Raw genomic sequence first — 24,788 nt, 5'->3', positions numbered from 1 at the left:
AATCTATTGGCAGAGGGCCAGGAGCTCGTTGAAACAGGGGCGACAAATCACCAGCCTCACCTTGGATGAGGTGTGCCGAAAATCGAAGAGACCCTCAGCGATACAGTCACTGACTGGATAAACGTGTGGAGAACAGCACGAAATGCGAAGCGTTTATCGCCTCGACTCAATCGGTGGCATATGAAGGCAAGTCACTGCTTGAGGTATCCAATTGGCCTATCGCTTCCTGCATACCGCTGACATTCATCTTGATTCGCCTCTGAAGACGCTAGCGCTGCGCAATCCGGAACTCTCCCATCTCATCGGCTTGGCAACGAGGCGAGCGTTTATCCGCGTCGTCGATCTTTGCCTCGAAGAGCAGGTGGACGCGCTTGTTGTCGCCGGCGATCTCTATGATGGCGATCAGACGTCGATGAAGACGGCTCGCTTTATCGCCGAGCAGCTCCGGCGTCTTCATGAGGCGGGGATTCGAACGTTCATCATCCGAGGCAATCACGACGCACTGTCGAAAATCACGACGGAGCTTGTGATGCCGGAGACGGTGAAGGTGTTCGGCCCGAGCGCCGAAGCGGTGGTGATCGACCGCGGCGCTGGCCACTCTCCCATTGCAATCCATGGCCTCAGCTTCGCCAAGCCGCACGCCCCGCAAAGCCTCCTTCGCCACTACGCGCTTCCTATCCCGGACGCGATCAACATCGGCATCATGCATACGAGCCTCGGCGGATCCGAGAGGCATGACCTTTATGCTCCGTGCAGTGTCGCGGACCTGCAGCAGAGCGGCTTCCGTTACTGGGCGCTGGGTCATATTCACAAGCGTTCGGTGGTCGAAGACGCCGCCTCGGTCATCGTTATGCCTGGCATGCCTCAGGGGAGGGACGTCAATGAAGACGGGCCTAAGTCGGTCTCGCTGGTCACGATCGGGGACGACCGGTCGATCGTGGTCGAGGAGCGGCCGACGGCGGTAGCGCAATTCGAGCGCCTTGCCGTTGACGTGTCGGCGGCAGCCGACTGGACGAGCATGATCGGCGAAGTCTCGTCCGGTCTCCACCAGCTCCGTGCTTCTGTTTCGGCTGAACACCTGGTGGCGCGCGTCCAGATAACCGGATCCACCGACCTGGCTTGGCGGCTGCGTCGCGATCTCGACCTTGTCCGCACCGAGCTGGAGACCCGCGGGACGCTCATCGGAAACGTCTGGATCGACAAGGTGCAAACCGTCTGTCTGCCTCCTGGCAGCGTCAACAGTCGGTCGGGAGCGGCAGGCGAGCTGGCCACTATCATGGAAGACGAAGTCACTCGGTCGGAAGGCTATCGCCAGGAGCTCAGAGCAATCGCCGAGGAACTGCGTGCGCAGCTTCCTGCCGAGCTTCGCGAGATGTTCGGCTCCGACGAGGTATTGTTCGAGGAGATTCTCGCCGAAATTGCCAGGGACGGGTCCGCCGAAGTCATGGCACGTCTTCGCCGGGAGAAGGTCGACTGATGCGCATCAACCGCCTTGACCTGACGCGTTATGGCAAGTTCACGGACGGCGTGATCGATTTCGGACCTCCCCCCGTCGGCTCGCCCGATCTTCATATCATCTACGGGCCGAACGAAGCGGGAAAGTCGACGACATCCGACGCCATCCTGGACCTGATCTTCGGCATCGGCACCACGAGCAGATACGGCTTCCTGCATCCCTACCCGTCAATGCGGATAGGCGCGAACATCCGTGTCGCCGAGCAGGATCGAGAATTCGTCCGAATCAAGCGTCCGCAGAACAGCCTGCTGAACGACGTGGAACAGATTCTGTCCGACGCTGTGATAAGGGCCGATCTTGGTGGCATCGACCGGAACGCCTTCACAACGATGTTCTCGCTTGACGACGAGACGCTTGAGGAAGGGGGCGAAAGTATCCTTGCAAGCAAAGGCGATCTTGGCGAGCTACTTTTCTCCGCAAGCGCAGGTCTGTCGGACCTTAGTCGCCAGCTCCTCGCGATTCGCGGCGAAAGCGACGCCTTCTACAGGTACCGTGCGCGCAGCGGCGCCCTGGGCGAACTGAAGGCAAGGTTGCAGGATCTCAAGCAGCAGCGCGAGGCAATCGATCTGCAGGCGAGCGACTTCCAGCGTCTTGTTGCCGAGCGTGACCGGTTGAGCCGGCTGTACGACAGCGCCATCGCGGAAAGGGCGCAAACCCAGAAACGGATCGACGAAATCAGGCGCATCCTGCAGACCATCCCGCCTATGGGGCGGCTGTCGGGGCTGCGGCTGAAGCTTGCCAACCTCGAGGTGGTCCCGGAGCCGCCGGAATCCTGGCGGCAGGAACTGCCTCAGCTAAAGAGCAAGGAGATCGAATACCGCATCAAGCTGGACGACCTTTCCCGTTCGTCGGCTTTGCTGGAAGAGGAGACGGCGGCCCTCGAAGCCGATCCCGTCGCTCTCAAGCTTGCCGCCGGCATGGACGAATTTTCAGAACTCAAGGCCAGATATCTCACGGCCGAGAAGGACATACCGAAGCTTTCGACGCGCGCGGCCGAGCTTTCGATCGAAGGCAGTCTCCTTCTTCTAGGACGACCGGGCGAGGCGTCGCCGAGCCGGCTTGTTCTCGACGCCGCGACCGTCGGAACACTGAGGGCGCTGATCGGCTCGAAGTCCGGCGTGGACGCTCGGACGGCCGGGGCCGCGGACGAACTCGCGAAGGCGGAGCGCGCCCTGGCAGAGGAAGGCGTCGGGTTTGAAGAGGTGGATGCGATCCAGTCGGCGGAAAGGACCAAGGCGTTCGAACTGCTTGCCGCGACCTTGAAGGCGCAGCCCCGGTCGGAAGAGGAGCTCGTGTTTCGGTCGCTTTCACGGCGGCGCGACGCCGCGTCCGGCGCGCTATCTGAAGCGATGACCCGTCTTCTTCCTTGGCACGGCGCCGTTGCCGAACTCGGCACGATGGCGTGCCCTTCGGCCGCGACACTCGAAAACTGGAAGAAGCTGTTCAAGGGCTACGAAGAGGACTTGCGGTCCGCGCGTACGGACCTTGAGCGGCTCGAACCCGAGGCACGGCGGTTGGACGCCGAGATTGAGGCGCTGCGCAGGCAGGCCGGCGAGATCGACGAGGCTACCGCGACGGCAAGTCGCATCTCCCGTGACAGGGCGTGGACTGAACATCTTCAGTCGATGGACGCCGCCTCGGCGGACCTGTTCGAGGCGGCGATGCGGGCCGACGATCGTGTGCTCTCCCAACGTCTGCTGCATTTTGCGGAGCTGGGCAAGCTGAACCAGCTTCTGCTGCGCCGCGCGACAGTGGGATCGGATATCCAAACGGCTCTTGACTCCCATGGGCGGGCGGAGGCGGAACTCGAAAAAGTCCGATCGGAGGTCGCGGAAAAGGTGAGGGACCTATCTCCCGACCTTCGGCTCGCGCCGGATCCACAGGAACTGGAAGAATGGCTCCGCAAGAAAGATGCGGCCCTCAAGGCACGCGACGATCTGATTGCCGTCGAGCATGATGTGGCTGACGTCCGGGATCGCGTAACTCAAGCGAAGCGTTCGTTGACAGAGGCGTTGAAGGGTGTCGCGGTGCGCTTCCATACGGATGCCGATCTGGCAGGGCTGGCATCCGCGGCGGACGAAGCATTGGCAGCGTTCAACCGCGCTCGGGCCCGTGCGATGCAGATGGAGCGTCTCAGGAAGGAAGTCCTGGAGCGCCGGGAGGCGCTCGACATCGCGGAGCGCGCAGCGGCAGAATGGGCGCAGCACTGGAAGACCACCTGCGAAGGATGCTGGCTTGGAGAACTGGATTACCTTCCCGGCGTCGGATCGGTCACGGAGATCCTGTCGACGCTCGAGAAGCTTGCATCAGCCATGGAGGCGAAGGACGGACTGATCGACCGCATCCAGAAGATGGAGAAGGACAAGGCGCAGTTCGAGGCGAGGGTGCTCGAACTCTGCAACAGGCTCTCCATCCCTGCGGACGGTTCACCGAGCGAGCTCGCCCAGACGATAGTCGAGAAGGTCCGACAAGCGGTGCTCAACCAGGAGCGCCTCGAAAAGCTGGAGCGCGATCTCGATACGATCCGGCGGGAAGAGCATGATCTGAGGCTGGAGCAGGAGCTCCTGGAAGCGCGGGCGCGCGAGATGATCGAGTTCTTCGGAGTGGAGACCCTGGACGAGGTCGAGGCCCGTACCGACCTCTCAGGCAGGCGTCGGGAGCTATCGCGAGCGATCTTTGAGCTGGAGCAGGAACTGGTCGAAAGCAGCGGCGCGAGCGACATCGCAGGCGTCGAGGAATTGATCGGCGCCGCGGACAAAACGGAACTCGAGGAGGAGCTTGCTCGGCTAACGCCGGTTCTGGAGGACCAGGACCTCAGGTGCAGTGAGGTGTTCAGAGATCGTTCCAGGGCGCAGGACGCTCTGGACGCCATCGGTGGAGACTCGAAGGTGGCGGAGATCGAGGAGCAGCGGCGAACGACACTTCTGGAAATAGAGGACGGCGCCCGCCGATACATTGAGTTACGCGCAGGCGTCGCGGCCGCCGAACACGGTCTCCGGCTCTACAGGGATCGTCATCGCAGCGGCATGATGGCTCGGGCATCGTCGGCCTTCAGGACGATAAGCCGCGGCGCCTATCAAGGAGTCGCCGCCCAGCCTGGCAAGGATGGAGATGTCCTTATCGCGGTGACCGCGGCAGGTGGTTCGAAAGCTGCAGACGAACTGTCCAAGGGCGCTCGCTTCCAATTGTATCTGGCCCTCCGTGTTGCTGGATATCATGAATTCGTCGAAAACCGGGTATCGGTGCCGTTCATCGCCGACGACATCATGGAAACGTTCGACGACTTCCGGGCGGAGGAAGCCTTCAGGCTATTTGCGGAGATGGCACGACATGGACAGGTCATCTACCTGACGCATCACCGGCACCTCACAGACATTGCGCGGAAGGTCTGCCCCGGCGTCCGGCTCCACGATCTCGATGACGTCGGAGCGACGAGGCTCGAGGTCGTCGCGGCCGAATAGATGACGCTGAGCTTCATACTCGACGTTGCAGCTTTCGCAGTCGCGTGAGAAAACCTGCTATGGCAAACGACACCGTTTCGACGCTCGCGCTCCTGATCGAAGGCGACAACGCCTCGCCGAAGATCATTGCCGGCTTGCTCGCTGAAATCGCCAGCTACGGCAGGGCTAGCGTCAAGCGTGTCTATGGCGATTGGACCAGACCCAATCTCAATGGTTGGAAGAAATGCCTCTTGAGCATTCGCTCCAGCCGGTTCAGCAGTTCTCCTCATTCCGATTCTCGATGCACCGTGGACATTACCAGCGGCTCGCGAAGAGTTTCGGCCGCCTTCTTATTCATAGGATCAATGGGTTCGATGCAAAATATGGATTTTTGGCTAGGGCCTTACGGTGCTAGAGGGGCTTTGGGGCGGGGTAAATTAAGAGGAGACTCTCGATGAGAGATTCAACGTACCTCGGACCCGATGGCAAGGAAGCGATGCCGCCTACGGATGTTGAAAAGGTCCTAGAGTGGGACGGCCGCTATTACATCGATAGCAGCAATCATACTGTCGGTGAGACCGGTGGTGCAGACACCTTCGTTTACAAGTCGGACAGCGGCGTCGTTACGACGGCAGACTTCGGCTGAGGGACTGAGATGTCCGAACAATCTTCCTTGCGCGCCTTCGACGTAAAGGAGGCCACGGGCGATCTCGCCAACCATCACGTCGATGCCGAGGGGCTGAAACGCGCTTTGCGCGCCCTTGGCGGCGGTGTGAGCATCATAACGGCAGGGGAGGGCGAGACTCGGAGTGGAGCGACGGTCACGTCGGCGACCGCCCTTTCGATCGATCCGCCGCGCATGATCGTCACCCTTAACCGTTCAGCCTCAACTTTGCCTGTCGTCGAGCGATACGGCCATTTCTGCGTCAACGTGGCGGGACCCGACCACGAAACACTTGCCAACCAGTTCGCCGGCCGCGGCGGGCTGAAGGGGGCGGAACGGTACCTCGGCGCAGATTGGACCCGCCTCGTGAGCGGAGCACCGGTCCTCGAGGATGCGGCGGCGGCCATCGACTGCGAAGTCGAGGAGGTCATCGAAAGGCACAGCCACGCGATCGTTCTGGGCCGCGTCGTCGGTATTCGCTTCGGCAATCGTGGTTCATTAGTCTACCGCGATGGGCAGTACTATGCCCTTGGCGGGTAGCTACGAAAAATCAGAACGGGGCGATGCCGTTCGCTGCCCTAAACGGAGGAATGAACCAAATGCCGGGCGGTATGGTGAACTGTTCTTTTGATCTCTTCGCCCCTGGTGCCTGAATGCCGGTGCGAGTGAACTCCACGCCGCGAACCTGCTCTGCGAAACCGTAGGATCACGACGAAAGCGGTCCAGTTGTTCGGAGGACTGAACAACAATGGGAACGTGAACACTGGCGATGCGGGAACAGGTACCGCGTGAACTGCCAGTCTGCCTCCATGTACGGAAATCCGGAACTCAGATGGGACCGATCTTGGAGGTCAGCGTTGCGCCCAGAGAGTGTGGAGAAAACCCTATCTTCGGCTAATATAGATTTGGGCGAGAAGGGATGATTCTTGGAGGACAAGCGCGCGTTGTTGAGCCGTTGATCGCGGACGCGCGCGGCGGCGGTTCATTGGATTAATCCAATCAATCTGCTCCGTATGATGTTTCAGTGGACGCGACAATCTGTGCGGACCCATTCATCTTCGCTTGATGACTTACTGCAAGCTCCCTTATGTGCCGCCGCTCAACTTCGGCAGAATATTTTGCGACGCGTTTGATGTCACAACGACAATTCAGGTCAGCCCACGCCAGTTTCCATCTCGAAGCTCGTAGATCTTGCTGTGGGACGGCGCCAAGCTATCGTCTTCCGGCAAGCTCAACATGCGGCGGTCTCACCATTGCGCTGACAGCTCTGTCGGCTTTTGTCGAAACCGCGACACAGGATTGTTGCGCGGAATTGTTCGTTGTGTCTGGGCCTAAATAGCTGAAAAACAAGCAAAAGACCTTTCCTTGAGCTCAGTCAACCAAATTGGCACGAGTTTTGAAACCTTCATTGCGAGGCGGCGCGAGCTGCCGACCGCCATTGCGATGGATGGAACGAAGGAAGGAAGGCAACATGTCAGATTTGCGTCAAATCGCATTCTACGGCAAGGGGGGCATCGGCAAGTCCACCACCTCGCAAAATACGCTCGCGGCCCTTGTCGATCTCGGGCAGAAGATCCTCATCGTGGGCTGCGATCCCAAAGCCGACTCCACCCGCTTGATCCTGAACTCGAAGGCGCAAGACACGGTTCTGCATCTCGCGGCCGAGGAGGGTTCGGTGGAAGACCTCGAGCTCGAGGACGTGCTCAAGGTCGGCTACAGAGGCATCAAGTGCGTGGAGTCCGGCGGCCCGGAGCCGGGCGTCGGCTGTGCCGGCCGCGGCGTCATCACCTCTATCAACTTTCTTGAGGAGAACGGCGCCTATGACGATGTCGACTACGTCTCCTACGACGTGCTCGGCGACGTGGTATGCGGCGGCTTTGCGATGCCGATCCGCGAGAACAAGGCCCAGGAAATCTACATCGTCATGTCCGGCGAGATGATGGCGCTCTATGCCGCCAACAACATCGCCAAGGGGATTCTGAAATATGCCCATTCCGGCGGCGTGCGGCTCGGCGGGCTGATTTGCAACGAGCGCCAGACCGACCGCGAGCTCGACCTCTCAGAGGCGTTGGCTGCCAAGCTCAATTCCAAGCTCATTCACTTCGTGCCGCGCGACAATATCGTTCAGCACGCTGAGCTCAGAAAGATGACAGTGATCCAGTATGCGCCGGATTCCAAGCAGGCCGGGGAATATCGCGCGCTGGCCGAGAAGATCCATGCCAATTCGGGCCAGGGCACCGTCCCGACCCCAATCACCATGGAGGAGTTGGAAGACATGCTGCTCGACTTCGGCATCATGAAGACCGATGAGCAGATGCTTGCCGAACTCCAGGCCAAGGAAGGCAAGCTGGCGGTTGCCCACTAGGCGCCCTCCCCCGCCGCCAGCAGGGGGCGCGCCGGCCTTAAGCTGGCGCGCCCTTTCCAAGAACGCGCCTCGTCCGCGAGGCGTCTCCGAACCTTGAAAGGGAACAGGCCCCATGAGCCTCGACTACGAGAATGACGGCGCTCTCCATGAGGAGCTTATCAAGCAAGTGCTGTCGCAGTATCCGGACAAGGCGGCGAAGCGCCGCAAGAAGCACCTCAGCGTCGCAACGAATGGGCAGGAGGCCGAGGAGGAGGGCGAGGTCCTCTCCGAATGCAGCGTCAAGTCGAACATCAAGTCCATTCCGGGCGTGATGACGATCCGCGGCTGCGCCTATGCCGGCTCCAAAGGTGTGGTGTGGGGTCCGGTCAAGGACATGGTCCACATCTCACATGGGCCAGTCGGTTGCGGTCAATATTCCTGGTCGCAGCGCCGGAATTATTACGTCGGTACGACGGGCATTGACAGCTTCGTGACCCTGCAGTTCACGTCCGACTTTCAGGAGAAGGACATCGTTTTCGGCGGCGACAAGAAGCTGGAGAAGGTCATCGACGAGATCGAGGAGATGTTTCCCCTGAACAAAGGGATTACCGTGCAGTCCGAATGCCCCATCGGTCTGATTGGCGACGACATCGAGGCGGTGTCGCGCAAAAAGGCCAAGGAGCACGAAAAGACGATCGTGCCGGTGCGCTGCGAAGGCTTCCGCGGCGTCTCGCAATCGCTTGGTCACCACATTGCCAACGACTCGATCCGCGACTGGGTCTTCGACAAGAAGGAAGAAGATTTCGAGGCCGGCCGTTTCGATATCAACGTCGTCGGCGACTACAATATCGGCGGCGACGCGTGGGCTACGCGCATCCTCTTGGAGGAGGTGGGCTTGCGCGTGGTCGGCAACTGGTCGGGGGACGCGACGCTTGCTGAGGTAGAGCGCGCGCCGAAGGCCAAGCTCAATCTCATCCACTGCTACCGGTCGATGAACTACATTTGCCGGCACATGGAGGAGAAGTACGGTATCCCCTGGATGGAATACAACTTCTTTGGTCCGTCCCAGATCGAAGCCTCTCTGCGCCAAATAGCCAAGCATTTCGGGCCCACAATCGAGGACAAGACCGAGGCGGTCATCGCCAAGTACCGCCCTCTGGTCGATGCGGTCGTGGACAAGTATTGGCCGCGCCTCGAAGGCAAGACGGTGATGCTCTATGTCGGCGGCCTACGCCCTCGTCACGTCATCACGGCCTATGAGGACCTCGGCATGGTGATAGTTGGCACCGGATACGAGTTCGCTCACAACGATGACTATCAGCGCACCGGCCATTACGTGAAGAATGGCACGCTGATCTATGACGACGTGACCGGTTACGAGCTGGAAAAGTTCATCGAGGGGATCCGACCTGACCTCGTAGGCTCCGGCATCAAGGAGAAGTATCCGGTGCAAAAGATGGGCATACCGTTCCGTCAGATGCACTCCTGGGATTATTCCGGTCCGTATCACGGCTATGACGGCTTCGCCATCTTCGCCCGCGACATGGATCTGGCCATCAACAACCCGGTCTGGGACCTCTACGACGCCCCCTGGAAGAAAAGGGCCGGGCCGCCGATGGCGGTCGCGGCCGAATAGAAATCTGGCTTCCCAGGAGCAGGGGGCCGATGAAGGCCCGCGATCCCTGATCCGCGGGAAACCTGAAACGTCTCGATGTCGTGTGCCGCCGTCTGGCGCGCCAGATGAAAAGAGGTGACCACCCATGCCGCAGTCGGCCGAAAAAGTCCTCGACCATGCTCCCCTGTTCCGCGAGCCGGAATACAGGAAGATGCTCGCCGAGAAGAAGTTGAATTTCGAATGTCCGCATCCGGAGCAGATCGTTACCGATCAACGCGAGTACACCAAGACATGGGAGTACCGCGAAAAGAACCTGGCCCGCGAAGCCCTTGTCGTGAACCCGGCCAAGGCCTGCCAGCCGCTCGGCGCCGTCTTCGCGGCCGCGGGCTTCGAGCGGACCATGTCCTTTGTCCATGGCAGCCAGGGCTGCGTTGCCTATTACCGTTCGCATCTGTCGCGACACTTCAAGGAGCCCTCATCAGCGGTTTCGTCCTCGATGACTGAGGACGCGGCGGTGTTCGGCGGCCTGAAGAACATGGTCGACGGACTCGCCAACACCTATAGCCTCTACGACCCGAAGATGATTGCCGTCTCGACCACTTGTATGGCAGAGGTCATCGGCGACGACCTGCACGGCTTCATCGAGAACGCCAAGAACGAAGGTTCAGTCCCGGCCGACTTCGATGTTCCTTTCGCTCACACGCCAGCGTTCGTCGGCAGCCATGTGGATGGCTATGACGCCATGGTCAAAGGCGTTCTGGAGCACTTCTGGAAGGGCCAGGAGCGCAAGGAATCCGGTGGAACGATCAACATCATTCCCGGATTCGACGGCTTCTGCGTTGGCAACAACCGCGAATTGAAGCGCCTGCTCGACCTGATGGGTGTGTCCTACACCTTCATCCAGGATGCCTCCGACCAGTTCGACACGCCGTCGGACGGCGTGTATCGCATGTATGACGGCGGCACGAAGATCGAGGACGTGAAGGCGGCACTCAATGCCGAAGCGACACTGTCGCTGCAGCATTACAACACCCGCAAGACGCTGGAATATTGCAACGAGGTCGGGCAGACGACGGCCTCGTTCCATTATCCTCTTGGTGTCCAGGCGACCGACGAATTCCTGATGGAGGTTTCGGAGATTTCCGGCAAGGACATCCCAGTGGCAATCGGTATGGAGCGCGGCCGACTTGTCGACGCTATGGCGGATAGCCAGGCCTGGCTGCACGGCAAGAAATACGCAATCTACGGCGATCCTGACTTCGTCTACGCGATGGCCCGGTTCGTGATGGAGACCGGCGGCGAGCCGACCCACTGCCTCGCCACCAATGGCACACCGGCCTGGGAAGCCGAGATGAAGGAACTGCTTCAATCCTCGTCCTTCGGCAAGGATGGCCAGGTCTGGGCGGGCAAGGACCTCTGGGCCATGCGCTCGCTGCTCTTCACCGAGCCGGTAGACCTGCTGATCGGCAACTCCTATGGCAAGTACCTGGAGCGCGACACAGGCACGCCGCTGATCCGGCTGATGTTTCCGATCTTTGACCGACACCATCACCATCGCTTCCCTCTCATGGGCTACCAAGGGGGCTTGCGCGTCTTAACGACGATCCTCGACAAGATCTTCGACAAGCTCGATCGCGAAACGATCAAGGTAGGTGAGACGGACTATTCGTATGACCTCACTCGCTAAGAACGACGGTTGGCCTTCGAAAAAAGCCAGCCATCTTAAGGTGGCCTTGGAGTCCGGCGCGATGCCCCCGCTCACTGCCAAAATCCAGGATGTCTTCAACGAGCCCGCCTGCGAGAAGAATCTCGGCAAGGATGCCAAGGCGCGCCAGAAGGGCTGTTCGAAGCCGCTGACCCCCGGGGCGGCCGCCGGCGGCTGCGCTTTCGACGGGGCAAAGATCGTGCTGCAGCCGATCACCGATGTTGCGCATCTCATCCATGCACCGATCGCCTGCGAGGGCAATTCCTGGGACAACCGCGGCGCGGCTTCGTCGGGGCCAACGCTGTGGCGCACAAGCTTCACCACCGACCTCACCGAACTCGACGTGGTGATGGGGCAGGGGGAGCGGAAGCTTTTCAAAGCGATTCGCGAGATCAAGGAAACGTATAAGCCGCCGGCGATCTTCGTCTATTCGACCTGCGTGACGGCGCTGATCGGGGACGACATCGACGCGGTCTGCAAGCGTGCGGCGGAAAAGTTCGGCTTGCCGGTGGTGCCGGTCAATGCACCGGGCTTCGTCGGCTCCAAGAACCTCGGCAACAAACTCGCCGGCGAGGCACTGCTCGATCATGTCATTGGCACGGTTGAGCCCGACGATATCGGTCCTTACGACATCAATATAATTGGTGAATTCAACCTTTCCGGAGAGTTTTGGCTGGTGAAGCCGCTCCTTGACCGGCTCGGCATTCGGGTGCGTGCCTGCATTCCGGGCGACGCCCGCTACCTCGATATCGCCTCGGCGCACCGTGCACGGGCGGCCATGATGGTGTGCTCGACCGCGCTCATAAATCTCGCCCGCAAGATGGAGGAGCGCTGGGACATCGCGTTTTTTGAGGGCTCCTTCTACGGCATCAGCGACACCTCGGATGCACTCAGACAGATGGCCAAGCTGCTCGTGAAGAAGGGTGCGGATCCGGAGTTCCTCGAGCGCACGGAGACACTGATCGCAGAGGAGGCGGCGATTGCGTGGAAGAAGCTCGAAGCATACCGGCCGAGGCTTGAAGGCAAGCGCGTGCTGCTTAACACCGGCGGGGTGAAGTCCTGGTCGGTCGTCCATGCACTGACGGAGATCGGCATCGAGATCGTCGGCACCTCCGTCAAGAAATCGACGGCCGAAGACAAGGAACGCATTAAGCAGATCCTGAAGGACGAGAACCATATGTTCGAGTCGATGGCGCCCCGCGATCTTTATGCGATGCTCTCTGAAGACAAGGTCGACATCATGCTGTCTGGCGGGCGAACGCAATTCATCGCGCTGAAGGCCAAGACGCCCTGGCTGGATATCAACCAGGAGCGTCACCATCCCTATGCCGGCTATGACGGCATGGTGGAACTCGTACGCCAGATCGACCTTGCCATTCACAACCCGATCTGGCGCCAGGTGCGTGAGCCGGCACCGTGGGAATACCGACCTGCCGTGGAGGACGAGTTGTCAAGCACACATGAGATCGAGACCGTTCATCCCTTCAAAAGCGTGTCCGCACAACTGCCGACGACTTCGACGAACATTGAGGAAAGCCGATGACCCGCATTTTTCCCCAAACCAAATGGGCGGCGGTCAATCCGCTAAAGTCCTCGCAGCCGCTGGGCGCTGCGCTCGCCTTCCTTGGGGTCGATGGTGCGGTACCGCTGTTCCACGGCAGCCAGGGCTGCGCCAGCTTTGCGCTGGTACTTTGCGTCAGACACTTCAAGGAAGCCGTCCCCTTGCAGACAACGGCGATGGACGAGGTGGCGACGATCCTCGGGGGCATGGACCATCTGGAGGAAGCGATCCTCAATCTGAAGAGCCGCACGAACCCGAGACTGATCGGGGTCTGTACCACGGCACTGGTGGAAACCCGTGGAGAGGATTTCGCAAGGGATCTCGCGAACATCAAGATGATGCGCGCCAAAGAACTCGCAGGTACCGAGATTGTGCTGGCGAACACGCCGGATTTCGACGGCGCGATTGAGGAGGGCTGGGCCAAGGCCGTCACCGCGATGATCCAAAGGATTACGTTGCGCGGTGAGAAGGCGCGGCAGCCGAAGAAGGTTGCGATCTTGCCAGGCTGGAACCTCACGGTCGCTGACATCGAACATTTGCGCGAGACGGTGGAAAGCTTCGGCCTCAAGCCAGTCATTCTGCCCGATCTCTCCGGTTCGCTCGACGGAACGGTCCCTGATGATCGTTGGGTGCCGACCACGTATGGCGGCACCACCGTCAAGGACATCCAGGAGCTTGGCACGGCGGCGCAGTGCATCGCAATCGGCGAGCATATGCATCGTCCGGCGGAGGTGCTGCAGAGCCTGACCGGAGTGCCTTATGCGGTGTTTCAGTCGCTTACAGGTTTGACGAACACAGACCGTTTCGTCTCGCTGCTTGGCTGGATTTCCGGTGGGCCGGTGCCAGCGAGAGTCCGCCGTCGCCGCGCACAGCTACAGGACGCGCTGCTCGACGGTCATTTCCATTTCGGCGGAAAGAAAATTGCCATCGCCGCCGAGCCGGACCAACTCTACCAGCTCGCGACCTTCTTCACCGGCATGGGCGCCGAAATCGCGGCGGCCGTCACCACGACCGGCACCTCGAAAATTCTCGAGAAAGTGCCGGCCGAACAGGTCCAGGTCGGTGATCTTGGCGATCTTGAGGGTCTTGCCGCGGGCGCTGATCTTCTCGTCACCCATTCGCACGGACGCCAGGCGGCTGAGCGCCTTGGCATTCCGCAAATGCGCGTGGGCTTCCCGATCTTCGACCGCCTCGGCAGTCAGCACAAGCTCACGATCCTCTATCAGGGGACGCGCGACCTGATCTTCGATGTCTCAAACATCTTCCAGGCCAACCAGCACGCTCCAACGCCTCAATCACTCGATCCATTGCGTAACCGGGAAATGCCAGATGACAGCCGCCCGCCGACTCTCGCTCGTCACTGACGAGGTTCACCCACCGGGGCCGAAAGTGAAAACCGGTTCGTTGCGCGTGGCGATCGCCACGCAAGATATGAAGAGCCTCAACGCGCATTTCGGGTCGGCCAAGCGTTTCGCTGTCTATGACGTCACGTCCGATGACTGGAATTTCGTGGAAGCCGTCGCCTTTGAAGATGTTTCCGACGAAAGCGGCAAGCACCGAACCGAGGGCGATGACCGAATTACTCCGAAAGTGGAGGCGTTGAAGGGTTGTCACCTGCTATTTTGTCTGGCGATCGGCGGTCCTTCGGCAGCCAAGGTTATTTCAGCGAAAATCCATCCGATCAAAGTGCCGCAGCCTCAATCCATTGAAAACGTGCTGTCGCGAACCCGGACGATGCTCAGGACTGCTCCTCCGCCTTGGTTGCGCAAGGTGCTAGCGGAGGCAGGCGCGACCGAAAAGAAATCCTTTGAGGATGAGGACTGAACGATGAAAAGACCGAAAGCTACTGCGGATGGTCCTACTGTGCACGAGGACGAGACGGCCCTTGCCACGCCTTTCCTCAAGTGCCTCATGCGGCTGATCCGTGCGCAGGATTCCTACGGATCGTGGGAAGGTAAGGCGGATGCTGAGCTGTTGGCCGACTTCATCGTCACCAAGAAGCAGCGACGTGAGATCCCGATCATTGGCGATCCCGACCCGGACGTGCTGTGGAGGCTGCAGATTTTCTACACCTGCGTGGGGCTTGTGATCGAGCAGCGCTCCGGCCTGGTGGTATCGTCGACCATGATGATGAGCCATGAGGGCTTCGGCCGGGTACTCCTCACGACCGGGCGGTTGGTTGTCCTGTCGAAGACCCTTCGTGACGTCCACCGGTTTGGCTTCGACACACTTGGCAAACTCGCGGAGGCAGGTGCGAAACTGGTCGATGATGCGGTCGCAGCCATCGAAACCTATCCCGACGTGGCGCGGGCGCAATGAGAGGGGTTTCGAGGGAGGAGATCATGTCAGACCTTGAGGAACTTAAGAAGAAAGTCCGCAAACTGCAGTCGCGAGCGGGAACTGCCAAGATGGAATTGCACGACCTCGCCGAGGACCTACCAGTCAACTGGACCGAGATCAAAGTGGTTGCCGAGAAAACATTCGACGCCTTTGCCGAGTTGGACGCTGCGAAGAGAGAGCTCAGCGCGTTGGAGAACTCATCATGACGAACCCTTTCGTTACCCGCGACGGCACAAACTGGATGCCGGAATATCTGACCGCGATCAATGGCGCCACCTGCATCGGCTGCGGCCGGTGCTTCAAGGTCTGCTCGCGCGAGGTCATGCACCTTTACGGCGTCGATGATGCGGGTGAAATCCTCGGTATCTGCGACGACGAGGAGGACGACTTCGATGGTGAGCTGAACCGCATGATCATGGTCGTTGACCAAGCCGGACGCTGCATCGGCTGCGGAGCCTGCGCCCGCGTGTGCCCGAAGAACTGCCAGACCCATGTTGCGGCTGACAAGGTCGTAGCATGATCCGATGGACAAACCAGGAGAACGGCTGTGCACTTCAGAGTCTTCTGTCGCGTCCTGCTGCTGGTCCTGTGCAACAACGCTCTAGCGGTCTACTTCCTCTCGCTTTCCATCCGCAAAGTAGTGGTCACAACGTTCGTCAGTTGGCTGCTTCTCCAGGTCGCTTATTTCGGAAGCGTGCTCTTTTTGGTCTGGCGGTCTAGCTGCGCTCAGAGAGGTGCGCAAAGGGCTGTGCATTGCCAGAAAGTTCGCTATCAGTCGCAAGAGTATCATGAGGGTGATGAATGAATCCTCCGATGTCCCCACCTTGCCTCAACCGCGTGACACGTCGCCGCTCGCTTCGGCGGACGATGACAAACAGTCCTCAGATTCGCGCCATTTGGACGAGCCATGAACATCGTCATTGAACGAATGCCGTGTCTAGGATGGCCACAGGCGACCGGACTTAAGTCGTTTCTCCCGCGGAAGATGCGGCTTTCCCGTTACGTAGGCGTTGCTGGCACTCCGGCGTACGGTCGCTACGGCGTTGCTGGAAATACCGACGAGCCCATCTGAGACATGGAGAGCGCAGTGGATCTAAAACGCCTCTTTGAGTGCGTTCGCATAGCGAGCTTCAGCACTATCACATGCCACTGGAGAGAACATGCTGGAAAAGTTCGAACGCTACCCGCTTACCTTTGGGCCTACGCCCATCGAGAAGCTCGACCGCCTCGGCAAGCATTTGGGCGGAAAGGTAGAAATCTACGCCAAACGCGAGGACTGCAACTCGGGCCTCGCGTTCGGCGGAAACAAGCTCCGCAAGCTCGAGTACATCGTCCCCGACGCGATCGCGTCGAAGGCCGACACGCTTGTCTCCATCGGTGGCGTGCAGTCCAACCACACACGGATGGTCGCTGCGGTTGCGGCTAAGATAGGCATGAAATGTGTGCTGGTACAGGAAAGCTGGGTACCACATGAGGATGCCGTCTACGACCGCGTCGGCAACATTCTCTTGAGCCGGGTCTTGGGAGCAGAGGTATGTCTGGTCGATGAGGGCTTTGACATTGGCATCCGCCGCAGTTGGGAACAAGCACTCGATGAGGTCAGGTCAAGGGACGGCAGGCCGTACGCGATTCCGGCTGGGGCCTCAGTTCACAAATATGGTGGTCTCGGGTACGTCGGGTTCGCCGAGGAAGTACGCGCGCAGGAGAAGCTGCTTGGATTTGCCTTCGACTATGTCGTGGTTTGCACGGTGACGGGCTCGACGCAAGCCGGCATGGTGGTCGGTTTCGCCAAGGACGGGCGACAGCGCAACGTGATCGGTATCGATGCCTCGGCTACCCCCGTCGGAACCAAGGCGCAGGTGCTACAAATTGCGCGGCATACCGCAGAGCTTGTCAACCTCGGCACGGCAATCGTCGACGATGACGTGGAATTGTTGAAGCAGTACGCGCACCCTTGTTACGGGATCCCGTCCGCAGAAACGAGTGACGCCATCCGCCTGTGTGCGCGGCTCGAGGGCATAATTACTGATCCCGTCTACGAGGGCAAATCGATGCAAGGTATGATTGATCTCATTCAGAAAGGCTTCTTTCCGGAGGGCTCGAGGGTCCTCTATGCGCATCTCGGCGGCGCCCCGGCCATCAACGGCTACGGCTACACGTTTCGCAATGGCTGATGCGCGACAGCATTCAGATGATTCGCGAGAGCGACAAGCTGCTGCTGTGACGGCCGACAGATCGTTTTCGCCGCGCATGAAGCGGCGGATGCCCTGTTGATCTTGTCGCCGCGCCACCCCGCCATGAATTCGGATCGCAGAACCAGCTCGCGTGCGAAGTGGTTGGTAAGGGCGAGAAAGCACCGACAATCATGTTGATGATCGGCTGAGTGCCGGCTCGCCATTCTACCCCTAACCAAGCGATGGCAATCCGAGTTGGCGGTGGCCATCATTAGAAGGTATCCGTCTGTTGCCGCGGTGAGCCCCGGCGTCTCTAGACCTCCAATTAGGGAGACTTGCGAGGCTGGCACCCGACGAGTGCTAGGCTGTGAATAGTGGTCAAATCTTCGCTTCGCTTGACACAGGGTACATACTCGGCATGCAGAACTCGGCCAGGCCGACACCAAAGAACCAACGCTTCATGGCCGACCCAGCGGTCTGCTGCCCGAGGTTCGTCGAGGATAAATTTGCTGCTCGTCGATTAACCGAACGTTCGCTCGCAGGTAACGCAGTGATTTGCGCCCAGTACCGCGCACCGGTGATGGTGACACTGCCTGATACCCTGGACTGCATGGCACCAACCTTACCGGTTACTCAGGAGGAGCCTGCTTCCGCCGCTTTCCTCTATCCATGCTTCGGGATGATCTGGCGTTCGGCTCAAGCACCCACTTCGAATCGGGCAAACCGTCCCAGGTCGCACAGTGACCGCACGCCAGAAATGAATAGGACGTGATAGTGTACTCCACCTGCTGCTGCAGCAGCTAAGAGTCGGGAACTATGCCGAGCACGTGGCGTCTAACGGAACCTAACCTTAGGGACGACAATGCTCGGCAATGAGGAATCCTCAAAAATCGTGCCATCCACCAGCAAGGGCCTAATAAAATTTTTCTACATATGATTCAAGTATTTAAATGAGAGCATAGCGGGAAGTCTGGCCACCAGCGTGTCGCGGTCTTTACAAGCCAGACAGTCTGTTGCGCGGCGTCCCCCGGACGGCGGACAGGATTTCGCCGCGAGGAAGCGGAATTCACGCTCCCAACCGCGTTCGCGTTGACCGATGTTCCACGAAGATTCCGACATAGCACGATAGCGGTGATGAAGCCAAGGGACGTGTTCGTAGCCAGTGGTCCCTTCTCGCGTCAGTCCTGAAGCCAAGCGGGAGCTCCGCCTCGCTCCGTGCACGCTCGGGCATCGCAGTTCTGCAGTCGCCCATGCGGTATTTCGATTACACTAGTCTAGACGGTTTCCCGGCCAGAGCAGCCGTTTACGGCGAGAGTGGATGTCAAGCGTTGTGCGTCTCCGGCGAACGGAAGGTATATCCGTCGCAAATAGTGCCATCCGACACCTTGCTGTCCGCTTTGTCCGGTCAGCGACACAGGCTTGTTTAGCCGATCCCCACACCAAATAGCTGAAAGAAATCAAAAGTCCTCTCCTTGGACTCGCTCAACCAGATTGGCACGAGTTTTGAAACCTTCAATGCGAGGCGGCGCGAGCGGCCGACCGACATTGCGCGATCGGTGGAATGAAGGAAGGAAGGCAACATGTCAGATTTGCGTCAACTCGTACGCCAGATCGACCTTGCCATTCACACAACCCATAATCTGGCACCAGGTGCGGGAGCCCGCACCGTGGGATTTACCAACCTACGGTCGAGGAGGAACTGCCAAGTACGCAGAGCGGAACCGAGACCGTCCACGCCGTCAAAAAAAGTATCCGCACAACAGCCGACGGCTTTGGCGAGCGTTGAGGAAAGCCGATGAGCGGCATCCTCCCCCAAACCAAATCGTCGGCGGTCAATCCGCTAAAGTCCTCGCAGCCGCTGGGTGCCGCGCTCGCCTTCCTTGGGATCGATGGTGCAATCCCGCTATTCCACGGCAGCCAAGGCTGCACCAGCTTTGCTCTGGTACTTCTCGTGCGGCACTTTAAGGAAGCCGTTCCCTTGCAGACCACGGCGATGGACGAGGTGGCGACGATCCTCGGTGGCATGGACCATCTGGAGGAAGCGATCCTCAATCTAAAGACCCGCACGAACCCGAAACTGATCGGGGTCTGCACGACGGCGCTAGCGGAAACCCGTGGAGAGGATTTCGCAAGGGATCTCGCGAACATCAAGATGATGCACGCTAAAGAACTCGCAGGTACGGAGATTGTTCTGGCCAACACGCCGGATTTCCATGGTGCGATTGAGGAGGGTTGGGCCCGGGCGGTCACCGCCCTGATCCAAAGACTTACACTGCGTGGTGAGCGGGTTCGGCAGTCGAAGAAGATTGCGATCCTGCCGGGCTGGAACCTCACGGTCGCTGACATCGCGCTTTTGCGCGAGACGGTGGAAAGCTTCGGCCTCAAGCCAGTGATTCTGCCCGACCTCTCCGGCTCGCTCGATGGTACGGTGCCAGACGACCGTTGGGTGCCGACCACCTATGGCGGCACCAGCGTTAAGGACATCCAGGAGCTTGGCACGGCGGTGCAATGCATCGCGATCGGCGAGCATATGCGCCCTCCGGCGGAGGTGCTGCAAAGACTGACCGGAGTGCCTTATGCCTTGTTTCATTCCCTTACAGGATTGAAGGACACAGACCGTTTCGTCTCGCTGCTTTCTTCAATCTCCCGTGCGCCAGCGCCAGCGATAATCCGCCGTCGCCGCGCACAGCTTCAGGACGCCTTGCTCGACGGACACCTTCATTTTGGCGGCAAAAAGATTGCCATCGCCGCCGAGCCGGACCAGCTTTACCAGTTCGCGACTTTCTTCACCGGGATGGGCGCCGAAATCTCGGCGGCTGTCACCACGACCGGCACCTCGAAAATTCTCAAGAAGGTGCCGGCCGAACAGGTCCAGGTCGGCGATCTTGGCGATCTCGAAGGTCTTGCCGCGGGCGCTGATCTCCTCGTCACCCATTCGCACGGACGCCAGGCGGCCGAGCGCCTCGGTATTCCGCTCATGCGCATCGGTTTCCCGATCTTCGACCGACTCGGCAGCCAGCATAAGCTCACGATCCTCTATCAGGGGACGCGCGACCTGATCTTCGATGTTGCCAACATCTTCCAGCCCAACCAGCACGCGCCAAGGCCCGAGTCACTCGATCCATTCCGTAAATGAGAAACGCCAGATGACTTCCGTTCGTCGCCTTTCGCTCGCCGCTGACCGGTACCCACTGATACCGCAACGGCAAGCTGGTGCCTTGCGCGTCGCGATCGCCACGCAAGACATGAAAAGCCTCGATGCCCACTTCGGGTCGGCCCAGCGCTTCGTTGTCTATGACGTGACGTCCGATGACTGGAATTTCGTGGAAGCCGTCGCCTTTGAAGATGTTTCCGATGAGAGCGGGAAGCACCGGACTGAGGGCGATGACCGAATTACTCCGAAAGTGGAGGCGTTGAAGGGCTGTCACCTGCTATTTTGTCTGGCGATCGGTGGTCCTTCGGTAGCCAAGGTTGTTTCGGCGAAAATCCATCCGATCAAAGTACCGCAGCCTCAATCCATTGAGGACGTGCTGTCGCGAATCCGGACGATGCTCAGGACTGCTCCACCGCCGTGGTTGCGCAAGGCGCTAGCGGAGGCAGGCGCCACCGAAAGAAACCTTTGAGGATGAGGACTGAACGATGAAAAGACCGAAAGCTACTGCGGATGGTCCTGCTGTCGACGCGGACGAGACAGCCCCTGCCACGCCTTTCCTCAAGTGCCTCATGCGGCAGATCCGCGCTCAGGACACCTATGGAATGTGGGAAGACAAATCCGACGCAGACCTCCTGGCCGACTTCATCATCACGAAGGAGCAGCGCCGTGAGATCCCGATCATCGGCGATCCCGACCCGGACGTGCTGTGGCGGTTGCAGATTTTCTATACCTGCGTGGCACTTGTGATCGAGCAGCGCTCCGGCCTGGTGGTATCGTCTACCATGATGATGAGCCATGAGGGCTTCGGCCGCGTGGTTCTGACGACGGGGCGGTTGGTCGTTCTGTCGAAGACTCTTCGCGACGTCCATCGGTTCGGTTTCGACACAATTGGCAAACTCGCAAAGGTGGGTGCGAAACTGGTTGATGATGCGGTAGCGGCGATTGAAGCCTATCCAGACGTGGCGCGGGCGTGATGGGACCGATTTTCGAACAAGGGGATCATGTCAGGCCTTGAGGACATGCGATGGCCAGCCCACTCAACCGAGGCGGTCGAGGCCGATTTGGTTCTCGGGGTAGCGCTGATGAAGCCACTTGTCCTGATCTGTTCGCAAGACGTGGAGTTCTATCTGTTCCTCAGCCACATTCTGGGGGTGGACGGCTTCGCATGTGAGCCGGCTGATAGCATGGAGGAAGCACTTGCATTGGCCGATGAAAGGGAGCTCCAGGCGGTGGTGCTGGACTGCGGGCCGGCAAGCGCGTCAGGGGCCACACTCTGCGCCCGGCTTAAGGGGGAGCCCCGGACAGGCGGGCTGCCCGTTATTGCCCTGATCGCGCCCGGCGCCGAGAACCAACATCTCGATCTCTTGAAGGCAGGCATTGACGAGAGCTTTGTGCGGCCGATCGCGCCGGCCAAGCTCATTGACTGTCTACGGACGAAGCTGGCGCTGCCGAAGCCTGGTTCAAACGGGATCGAAAACGGCAACTGGCTTTGCTGCGGCAGCCTTGAGATGAAGCTCGATGCCCACCGAGTTCGCGGTAACGGCCACGACATCCATCTCGGACCGATCGAGTTCAATCTGCTGCGGCATTTGCTTGAGGCTCCCGGCAAGGTCTTCAGCCGAGACGAACTGATCGACGCGGCCTGGCCGAACAATATCCATATCGGTGCACGCACCGTCGACGTCCATATCAGCCGGATCAGAAAAGCGCTGAAGACCGCCTCCCCCGGCAGCGTCATTCGTACCGTCAGGTCCGCCGGCTACTCGCTCGATATACCGGACGGCTAAATAGCGAACTGGTGTGGTGCCATTCTATGGTGGGATGGCCAGGGGTTTTGTCTGTGCGTGGATACTTTCCTTGGCCGAGGGCGAGCTAACCACCTGCGCCTCGAGCAAAAAATGCCCTCGCCGGACGCTCACGGAGAAGGCGGTCAGCCCTCTCCCTTCGATGTTGTCGTGTCTACTCATGAGTCGGCGGGTGATCCGCCCATGTATAGATACGTCGATGATAAGTTAACCGATGTGGTCCGGCCCCTTGACTTGATCCCCAAGGAGGCCCTCGCAAATGAGGAACTCCTGCACGACTTCATCTAGCCGCCGCTGCGGGCCGACTTCGAACTGCAGACTTACGACCGGAACTTACCAGCGCCTCTCAAAGCGGCAAACACCGCAATGGGGGGAGTTCAAGACGAGACGACCAATGCCAATGATCTATAGACCGCTTCTTCTAATTTCCTTGGGCGTGTAGCCGTAGTGCTTCTTGAACGCCAGGCAGAAGTTGGAAGCATGGTCGTAGCCGACTTCGTAGGCGATCATCTTCAGTGGCATCGTGGTGTTGACGAGGAGATCGACAGCCTTTGATAAGCGGACCATAGCCCGGTAATCGGAGGCGTTGATGCCGTATCGATCCGCGAACGCCTTGTTGACGCTCCGGCTTGAGATATTGAATTCTTCTGCGAGCTTACAGATCGGCAGTTTGCTCTTTAATTCTACGTCAAATGTGTTTTTAAGGCGTTCCATCCGCTCGTCCATACCCAGGGCGGTGTCAGCTTTTACAAACCGCGGTGAAAGTAGCTTGTCTAAAGTGATGCAAAGTAACTCTTTGGCCTTTGCGGAGACATAATGATGCACAAAATGCTGACCGATGCTGCGAAATATGACTGATCTTGCGACCTTCTCCATTTCCGAACAGATCGGAAGCTCGATCCAGGTAAATCGGCCGGCAGAATCGTGCATCAAGTCCTGCAGGACCGTTAGCTGATCAGAGAATTCGGCCACAACACGTGGCGGATCTTGCGGGTCGAAGCCGAGAGCCAGCGCCGTCTCCGACTGGCTTTCGGCCCATTGACTTATCGCGTCGACGCCTTTGGGATGGAAGTAGGCGACGAAGGTGGGCTTCTGTAGCTTAAGTGCTTCGCCCCTTGATGGGGAGATGGTACGGCGTCCGTCCAAATGATAGAGGAACACCAAGCGGTCGGTGCCCCGATGGGTCTCGAGGCATTCTTCGCGCATCCTGAAGTGCTTGGTCGTCAGCAGAAAGCTGGGCTCTATCTGGAAACAGTCTTCATGACCCGCCGCATACCTGGAAGGCGGTATCCAGCGGCGCCCGAATCCAGCCATTTCCGGCGGGGCAAGGACCTCCTCGAATTCCTTCGCCCAAGCGATCTGCTCAAGGGCATTCATACGCTCCCGCTCCCCCAAGTGTAACTGTTTTGTGTAACTGTTTTGTAACAAAAATTAACCGATTTTGGCTTGGTGTCAAATCGGAGTGAGCGCCAAGGAGGGCGAGCCCGCCAGCGGGGTGTTGCCACGCCTTGCGGCCTCCGCTTCGCTCATCAGCAGCGCGCCGGCGCCATCATTGATGCCGGACGCATGGGCGGAGCTTCTTGGCGGAGAGGAATCGGCCGACATTATCAATCTCGGCATCGATCAGCCCGCCTCGCATCGACGGAGGGCGGGATACATCGGTCTATGCCGCAAATCCCTGAACGCGAGTTAAGTTGATAACGAACAACCGAGGTCCCTCGAGCGCCATCCACATTTTAACGGTCCATTCTTCCCGTGGGCGCGACCTCTTTCATGCCACCTTCGGTTGCCAGCGGTAGGCAGCGGCAGCAGAGGTGTCAGACTGTGCCGCAATGCCGACGAGTTAGCCTAACGTGTGACCCATCTATTGGCCGGCAAGTCTGGCTCTACTACACGTTCCCCTTGAGCAATATTCTCGGCTACGTGCGACCTATGACATTGCTGGGATTACGAGCGTCGGGGACTCGTTCTATGCGACAGGTGGCAGCTCTGCTGCTGCGCTCATACGAGAGAATGGGGAGTTGGGAGCCGAACGCCATTATGTGACCGAAGCCAAAAAAGAGGAACGGCATCAGAGTCACGGATTTGAGAATGGTTCAAGAACCGCAGGGCAAATCCGTCCTGCGAAGAAGGAGAGATCTAGCTGACTAGCCGCACGGCCGGTCAAAACGCAACCGAACCAAGGGAAACCCGCCAGGCCTGGCGCGATCCGCGGTCGCAAAGATTCTATAAACTTACTTGAACGATCTGTTGCAACCGCTTTGACGACCGGCGCGGTGGCGTGGTGCGTCTCCACTAATTTCGGACGGTTGTGTTCCGGTGCGCGCCGATTTGCCCGGTTAATGATCGTTGCCGGTGGATGGCATGTCGACGAAACCTATCTCAAACATCGTGGCCAGTGGAAATAATTCTATTGCCGATCTACAGAGTCGGCGACACGCGCAGAGCAGCGACGTGCTTCTTCGATAGA

The 24,788-nt window shown here is 59.3% G+C and carries 21 protein-coding genes and 1 pseudogene; 20 read left to right on the top strand and 2 right to left on the bottom strand.

The genetic code is table 11. The features are described from left to right. Positions 1-211: 211 nt before the first annotated feature. From FKV68_RS23390 to FKV68_RS23295, 20 genes and pseudogenes are all read left to right on the top strand, one after another. Positions 212-1,477 carry a metallophosphoesterase family protein gene (locus FKV68_RS23390; protein ID WP_180941997.1) on the top strand — a complete coding sequence of 422 codons (1,266 nt, stop codon included), beginning with the start codon at positions 212-214 and terminating at the stop codon, positions 1,475-1,477. Further along, positions 1,477-4,977 (top strand): ATP-binding protein, encoded by a 3,501-nt coding sequence (locus FKV68_RS23385; protein ID WP_180941996.1) that lies wholly within the window; start codon positions 1,477-1,479, stop codon positions 4,975-4,977. The genes FKV68_RS23390 and FKV68_RS23385 overlap by 1 nt, the downstream gene beginning before the upstream one ends. A 59-nt stretch (positions 4,978-5,036) precedes the next feature. Next, positions 5,037-5,414: an NYN domain-containing protein gene (locus tag FKV68_RS33675; RefSeq protein WP_342454810.1), complete on the top strand. Its 378-nt coding sequence runs from the start codon at positions 5,037-5,039 to the stop codon at positions 5,412-5,414. Next, the gene (locus FKV68_RS23375; protein WP_180941995.1) at positions 5,411-5,602 is read left to right on the top strand and encodes a hypothetical protein; all 192 of its coding nucleotides are present in this window, start codon (positions 5,411-5,413) and stop codon (positions 5,600-5,602) included. The genes FKV68_RS33675 and FKV68_RS23375 overlap by 4 nt, the downstream gene beginning before the upstream one ends. Positions 5,603-5,611: 9 nt before the next feature. After that, complete coding sequence (locus FKV68_RS23370) at positions 5,612-6,160, top strand: flavin reductase family protein (RefSeq protein ID WP_180941994.1); 549 nt, start codon at positions 5,612-5,614, stop codon at positions 6,158-6,160. A gap of 931 nt (positions 6,161-7,091) precedes the next feature. Continuing rightward, positions 7,092-7,985 carry a nitrogenase iron protein gene (nifH, locus tag FKV68_RS23365; protein WP_180941993.1) on the top strand — a complete coding sequence of 298 codons (894 nt, stop codon included), beginning with the start codon at positions 7,092-7,094 and terminating at the stop codon, positions 7,983-7,985. Between the two features lie 112 nt (positions 7,986-8,097). Then, positions 8,098-9,600, top strand: coding sequence for a nitrogenase molybdenum-iron protein alpha chain (nifD, locus tag FKV68_RS23360; protein ID WP_180941992.1), 1,503 nt, complete (start codon positions 8,098-8,100; stop codon positions 9,598-9,600). A gap of 124 nt (positions 9,601-9,724) precedes the next feature. Then, entirely contained in the window at positions 9,725-11,266 is a 1,542-nt protein-coding gene (nifK, locus tag FKV68_RS23355; protein ID WP_180941991.1) for a nitrogenase molybdenum-iron protein subunit beta, read from the top strand. A gap of 61 nt (positions 11,267-11,327) precedes the next feature. Then, positions 11,328-12,827 carry a nitrogenase iron-molybdenum cofactor biosynthesis protein NifE gene (gene nifE, locus FKV68_RS23350; protein ID WP_180941990.1) on the top strand — a complete coding sequence of 500 codons (1,500 nt, stop codon included), beginning with the start codon at positions 11,328-11,330 and terminating at the stop codon, positions 12,825-12,827. Further along, positions 12,824-14,209 (top strand): nitrogenase iron-molybdenum cofactor biosynthesis protein NifN, encoded by a 1,386-nt coding sequence (nifN, locus tag FKV68_RS23345; RefSeq protein ID WP_180941989.1) that lies wholly within the window; start codon positions 12,824-12,826, stop codon positions 14,207-14,209. The genes nifE and nifN (FKV68_RS23345) overlap by 4 nt, the downstream gene beginning before the upstream one ends. Beyond that, positions 14,175-14,669, top strand: coding sequence for a nitrogen fixation protein NifX (gene nifX, locus FKV68_RS23340; RefSeq protein WP_180941988.1), 495 nt, complete (start codon positions 14,175-14,177; stop codon positions 14,667-14,669). Before nifN (FKV68_RS23345) ends, nifX (FKV68_RS23340) begins: the two co-directional genes overlap by 35 nt. Before the next feature lie 3 nt (positions 14,670-14,672). Continuing rightward, on the top strand, positions 14,673-15,164 hold the full coding sequence (locus FKV68_RS23335) for a NifX-associated nitrogen fixation protein (RefSeq protein WP_180941987.1): 492 nt from the start codon (positions 14,673-14,675) through the stop codon (positions 15,162-15,164). Between the two features lie 23 nt (positions 15,165-15,187). Then, on the top strand, positions 15,188-15,391 hold the full coding sequence (locus FKV68_RS23330; protein WP_180941986.1) for a CCE_0567 family metalloprotein: 204 nt from the start codon (positions 15,188-15,190) through the stop codon (positions 15,389-15,391). Further along, a complete protein-coding gene (gene fdxB, locus FKV68_RS23325) occupies positions 15,388-15,705 on the top strand; it encodes a ferredoxin III, nif-specific (RefSeq protein ID WP_180941985.1) in 318 nt (105 codons plus the stop codon). Before FKV68_RS23330 ends, fdxB begins: the two co-directional genes overlap by 4 nt. 27 nt (positions 15,706-15,732) lie before the next feature. Next, positions 15,733-15,990, top strand: a complete 258-nt coding sequence (locus FKV68_RS33670) for an exopolysaccharide production repressor protein (protein ID WP_180941984.1) — start codon at positions 15,733-15,735, stop codon at positions 15,988-15,990. 355 nt (positions 15,991-16,345) lie between these two features. Beyond that, positions 16,346-17,359 (top strand): 1-aminocyclopropane-1-carboxylate deaminase, encoded by a 1,014-nt coding sequence (locus FKV68_RS23315; protein ID WP_180941983.1) that lies wholly within the window; start codon positions 16,346-16,348, stop codon positions 17,357-17,359. A 1,795-nt stretch (positions 17,360-19,154) separates the two neighbouring features. Beyond that, positions 19,155-20,495 (top strand): nitrogenase iron-molybdenum cofactor biosynthesis protein NifN, encoded by a 1,341-nt coding sequence (gene nifN / locus FKV68_RS23310; protein WP_180941982.1) that lies wholly within the window; start codon positions 19,155-19,157, stop codon positions 20,493-20,495. Positions 20,496-20,505: 10 nt separating this feature from the next. Beyond that, a pseudogene (gene nifX, locus FKV68_RS23305) lies at positions 20,506-20,995 on the top strand (nitrogen fixation protein NifX). A gap of 3 nt (positions 20,996-20,998) precedes the next feature. Next, complete coding sequence (locus tag FKV68_RS23300; RefSeq protein ID WP_180941980.1) at positions 20,999-21,487, top strand: NifX-associated nitrogen fixation protein; 489 nt, start codon at positions 20,999-21,001, stop codon at positions 21,485-21,487. 108 nt (positions 21,488-21,595) lie between these two features. Beyond that, positions 21,596-22,300: a response regulator transcription factor gene (locus FKV68_RS23295; RefSeq protein WP_425347606.1), complete on the top strand. Its 705-nt coding sequence runs from the start codon at positions 21,596-21,598 to the stop codon at positions 22,298-22,300. Positions 22,301-22,723: 423 nt separating this feature from the next. Here the strand turns inward: FKV68_RS23295 and FKV68_RS23290 are convergent, their stop codons facing one another. Both FKV68_RS23290 and FKV68_RS23285 read right to left on the bottom strand, forming a co-directional pair. Further along, the gene (locus FKV68_RS23290) at positions 22,724-23,695 is read right to left on the bottom strand and encodes a helix-turn-helix transcriptional regulator (RefSeq protein ID WP_180941978.1); all 972 of its coding nucleotides are present in this window, start codon (positions 23,693-23,695) and stop codon (positions 22,724-22,726) included. A 75-nt stretch (positions 23,696-23,770) separates the two neighbouring features. Continuing rightward, positions 23,771-23,938: a hypothetical protein gene (locus FKV68_RS23285; RefSeq protein WP_180942325.1), complete on the bottom strand. Its 168-nt coding sequence runs from the start codon at positions 23,936-23,938 to the stop codon at positions 23,771-23,773. Positions 23,939-24,788: the final 850 nt, after the last annotated feature.

Source organism: Sinorhizobium mexicanum (assembly GCF_013488225.1).
GTDB lineage: Bacteria > Pseudomonadota > Alphaproteobacteria > Rhizobiales > Rhizobiaceae > Sinorhizobium > Sinorhizobium mexicanum.
The sequence above is the reverse complement of the archived record's forward strand: the minus strand, read 5'-3'. Positions and strand labels throughout refer to the sequence as shown.

Coding starts and splice junctions, on each gene's coding strand:
- FKV68_RS33675 (WP_342454810.1), top strand. CDS start 5,037: ATGGCAAACGACACCGTTTCGACGCTCGCGCTCCTGATCGAAGGCGAC.
- nifH (WP_180941993.1), top strand. CDS start 7,092: ATGTCAGATTTGCGTCAAATCGCATTCTACGGCAAGGGGGGCATCGGC.
- FKV68_RS23315 (WP_180941983.1), top strand. CDS start 16,346: ATGCTGGAAAAGTTCGAACGCTACCCGCTTACCTTTGGGCCTACGCCC.
- nifE (WP_180941990.1), top strand. CDS start 11,328: ATGCCCCCGCTCACTGCCAAAATCCAGGATGTCTTCAACGAGCCCGCC.
- nifK (WP_180941991.1), top strand. CDS start 9,725: ATGCCGCAGTCGGCCGAAAAAGTCCTCGACCATGCTCCCCTGTTCCGC.
- FKV68_RS23300 (WP_180941980.1), top strand. CDS start 20,999: ATGAAAAGACCGAAAGCTACTGCGGATGGTCCTGCTGTCGACGCGGAC.
- nifN (WP_180941982.1), top strand. CDS start 19,155: ATGAGCGGCATCCTCCCCCAAACCAAATCGTCGGCGGTCAATCCGCTA.
- FKV68_RS23375 (WP_180941995.1), top strand. CDS start 5,411: ATGAGAGATTCAACGTACCTCGGACCCGATGGCAAGGAAGCGATGCCG.
- fdxB (WP_180941985.1), top strand. CDS start 15,388: ATGACGAACCCTTTCGTTACCCGCGACGGCACAAACTGGATGCCGGAA.
- FKV68_RS23290 (WP_180941978.1), bottom strand. CDS start 23,695: ATGAATGCCCTTGAGCAGATCGCTTGGGCGAAGGAATTCGAGGAGGTC.
- nifN (WP_180941989.1), top strand. CDS start 12,824: ATGACCCGCATTTTTCCCCAAACCAAATGGGCGGCGGTCAATCCGCTA.
- FKV68_RS23370 (WP_180941994.1), top strand. CDS start 5,612: ATGTCCGAACAATCTTCCTTGCGCGCCTTCGACGTAAAGGAGGCCACG.
- nifD (WP_180941992.1), top strand. CDS start 8,098: ATGAGCCTCGACTACGAGAATGACGGCGCTCTCCATGAGGAGCTTATC.
- FKV68_RS23330 (WP_180941986.1), top strand. CDS start 15,188: ATGTCAGACCTTGAGGAACTTAAGAAGAAAGTCCGCAAACTGCAGTCG.
- FKV68_RS23285 (WP_180942325.1), bottom strand. CDS start 23,938: ATGCCGAGATTGATAATGTCGGCCGATTCCTCTCCGCCAAGAAGCTCC.
- FKV68_RS23335 (WP_180941987.1), top strand. CDS start 14,673: ATGAAAAGACCGAAAGCTACTGCGGATGGTCCTACTGTGCACGAGGAC.
- FKV68_RS23385 (WP_180941996.1), top strand. CDS start 1,477: ATGCGCATCAACCGCCTTGACCTGACGCGTTATGGCAAGTTCACGGAC.
- nifX (WP_180941988.1), top strand. CDS start 14,175: ATGACAGCCGCCCGCCGACTCTCGCTCGTCACTGACGAGGTTCACCCA.
- FKV68_RS23295 (WP_425347606.1), top strand. CDS start 21,596: ATGAAGCCACTTGTCCTGATCTGTTCGCAAGACGTGGAGTTCTATCTG.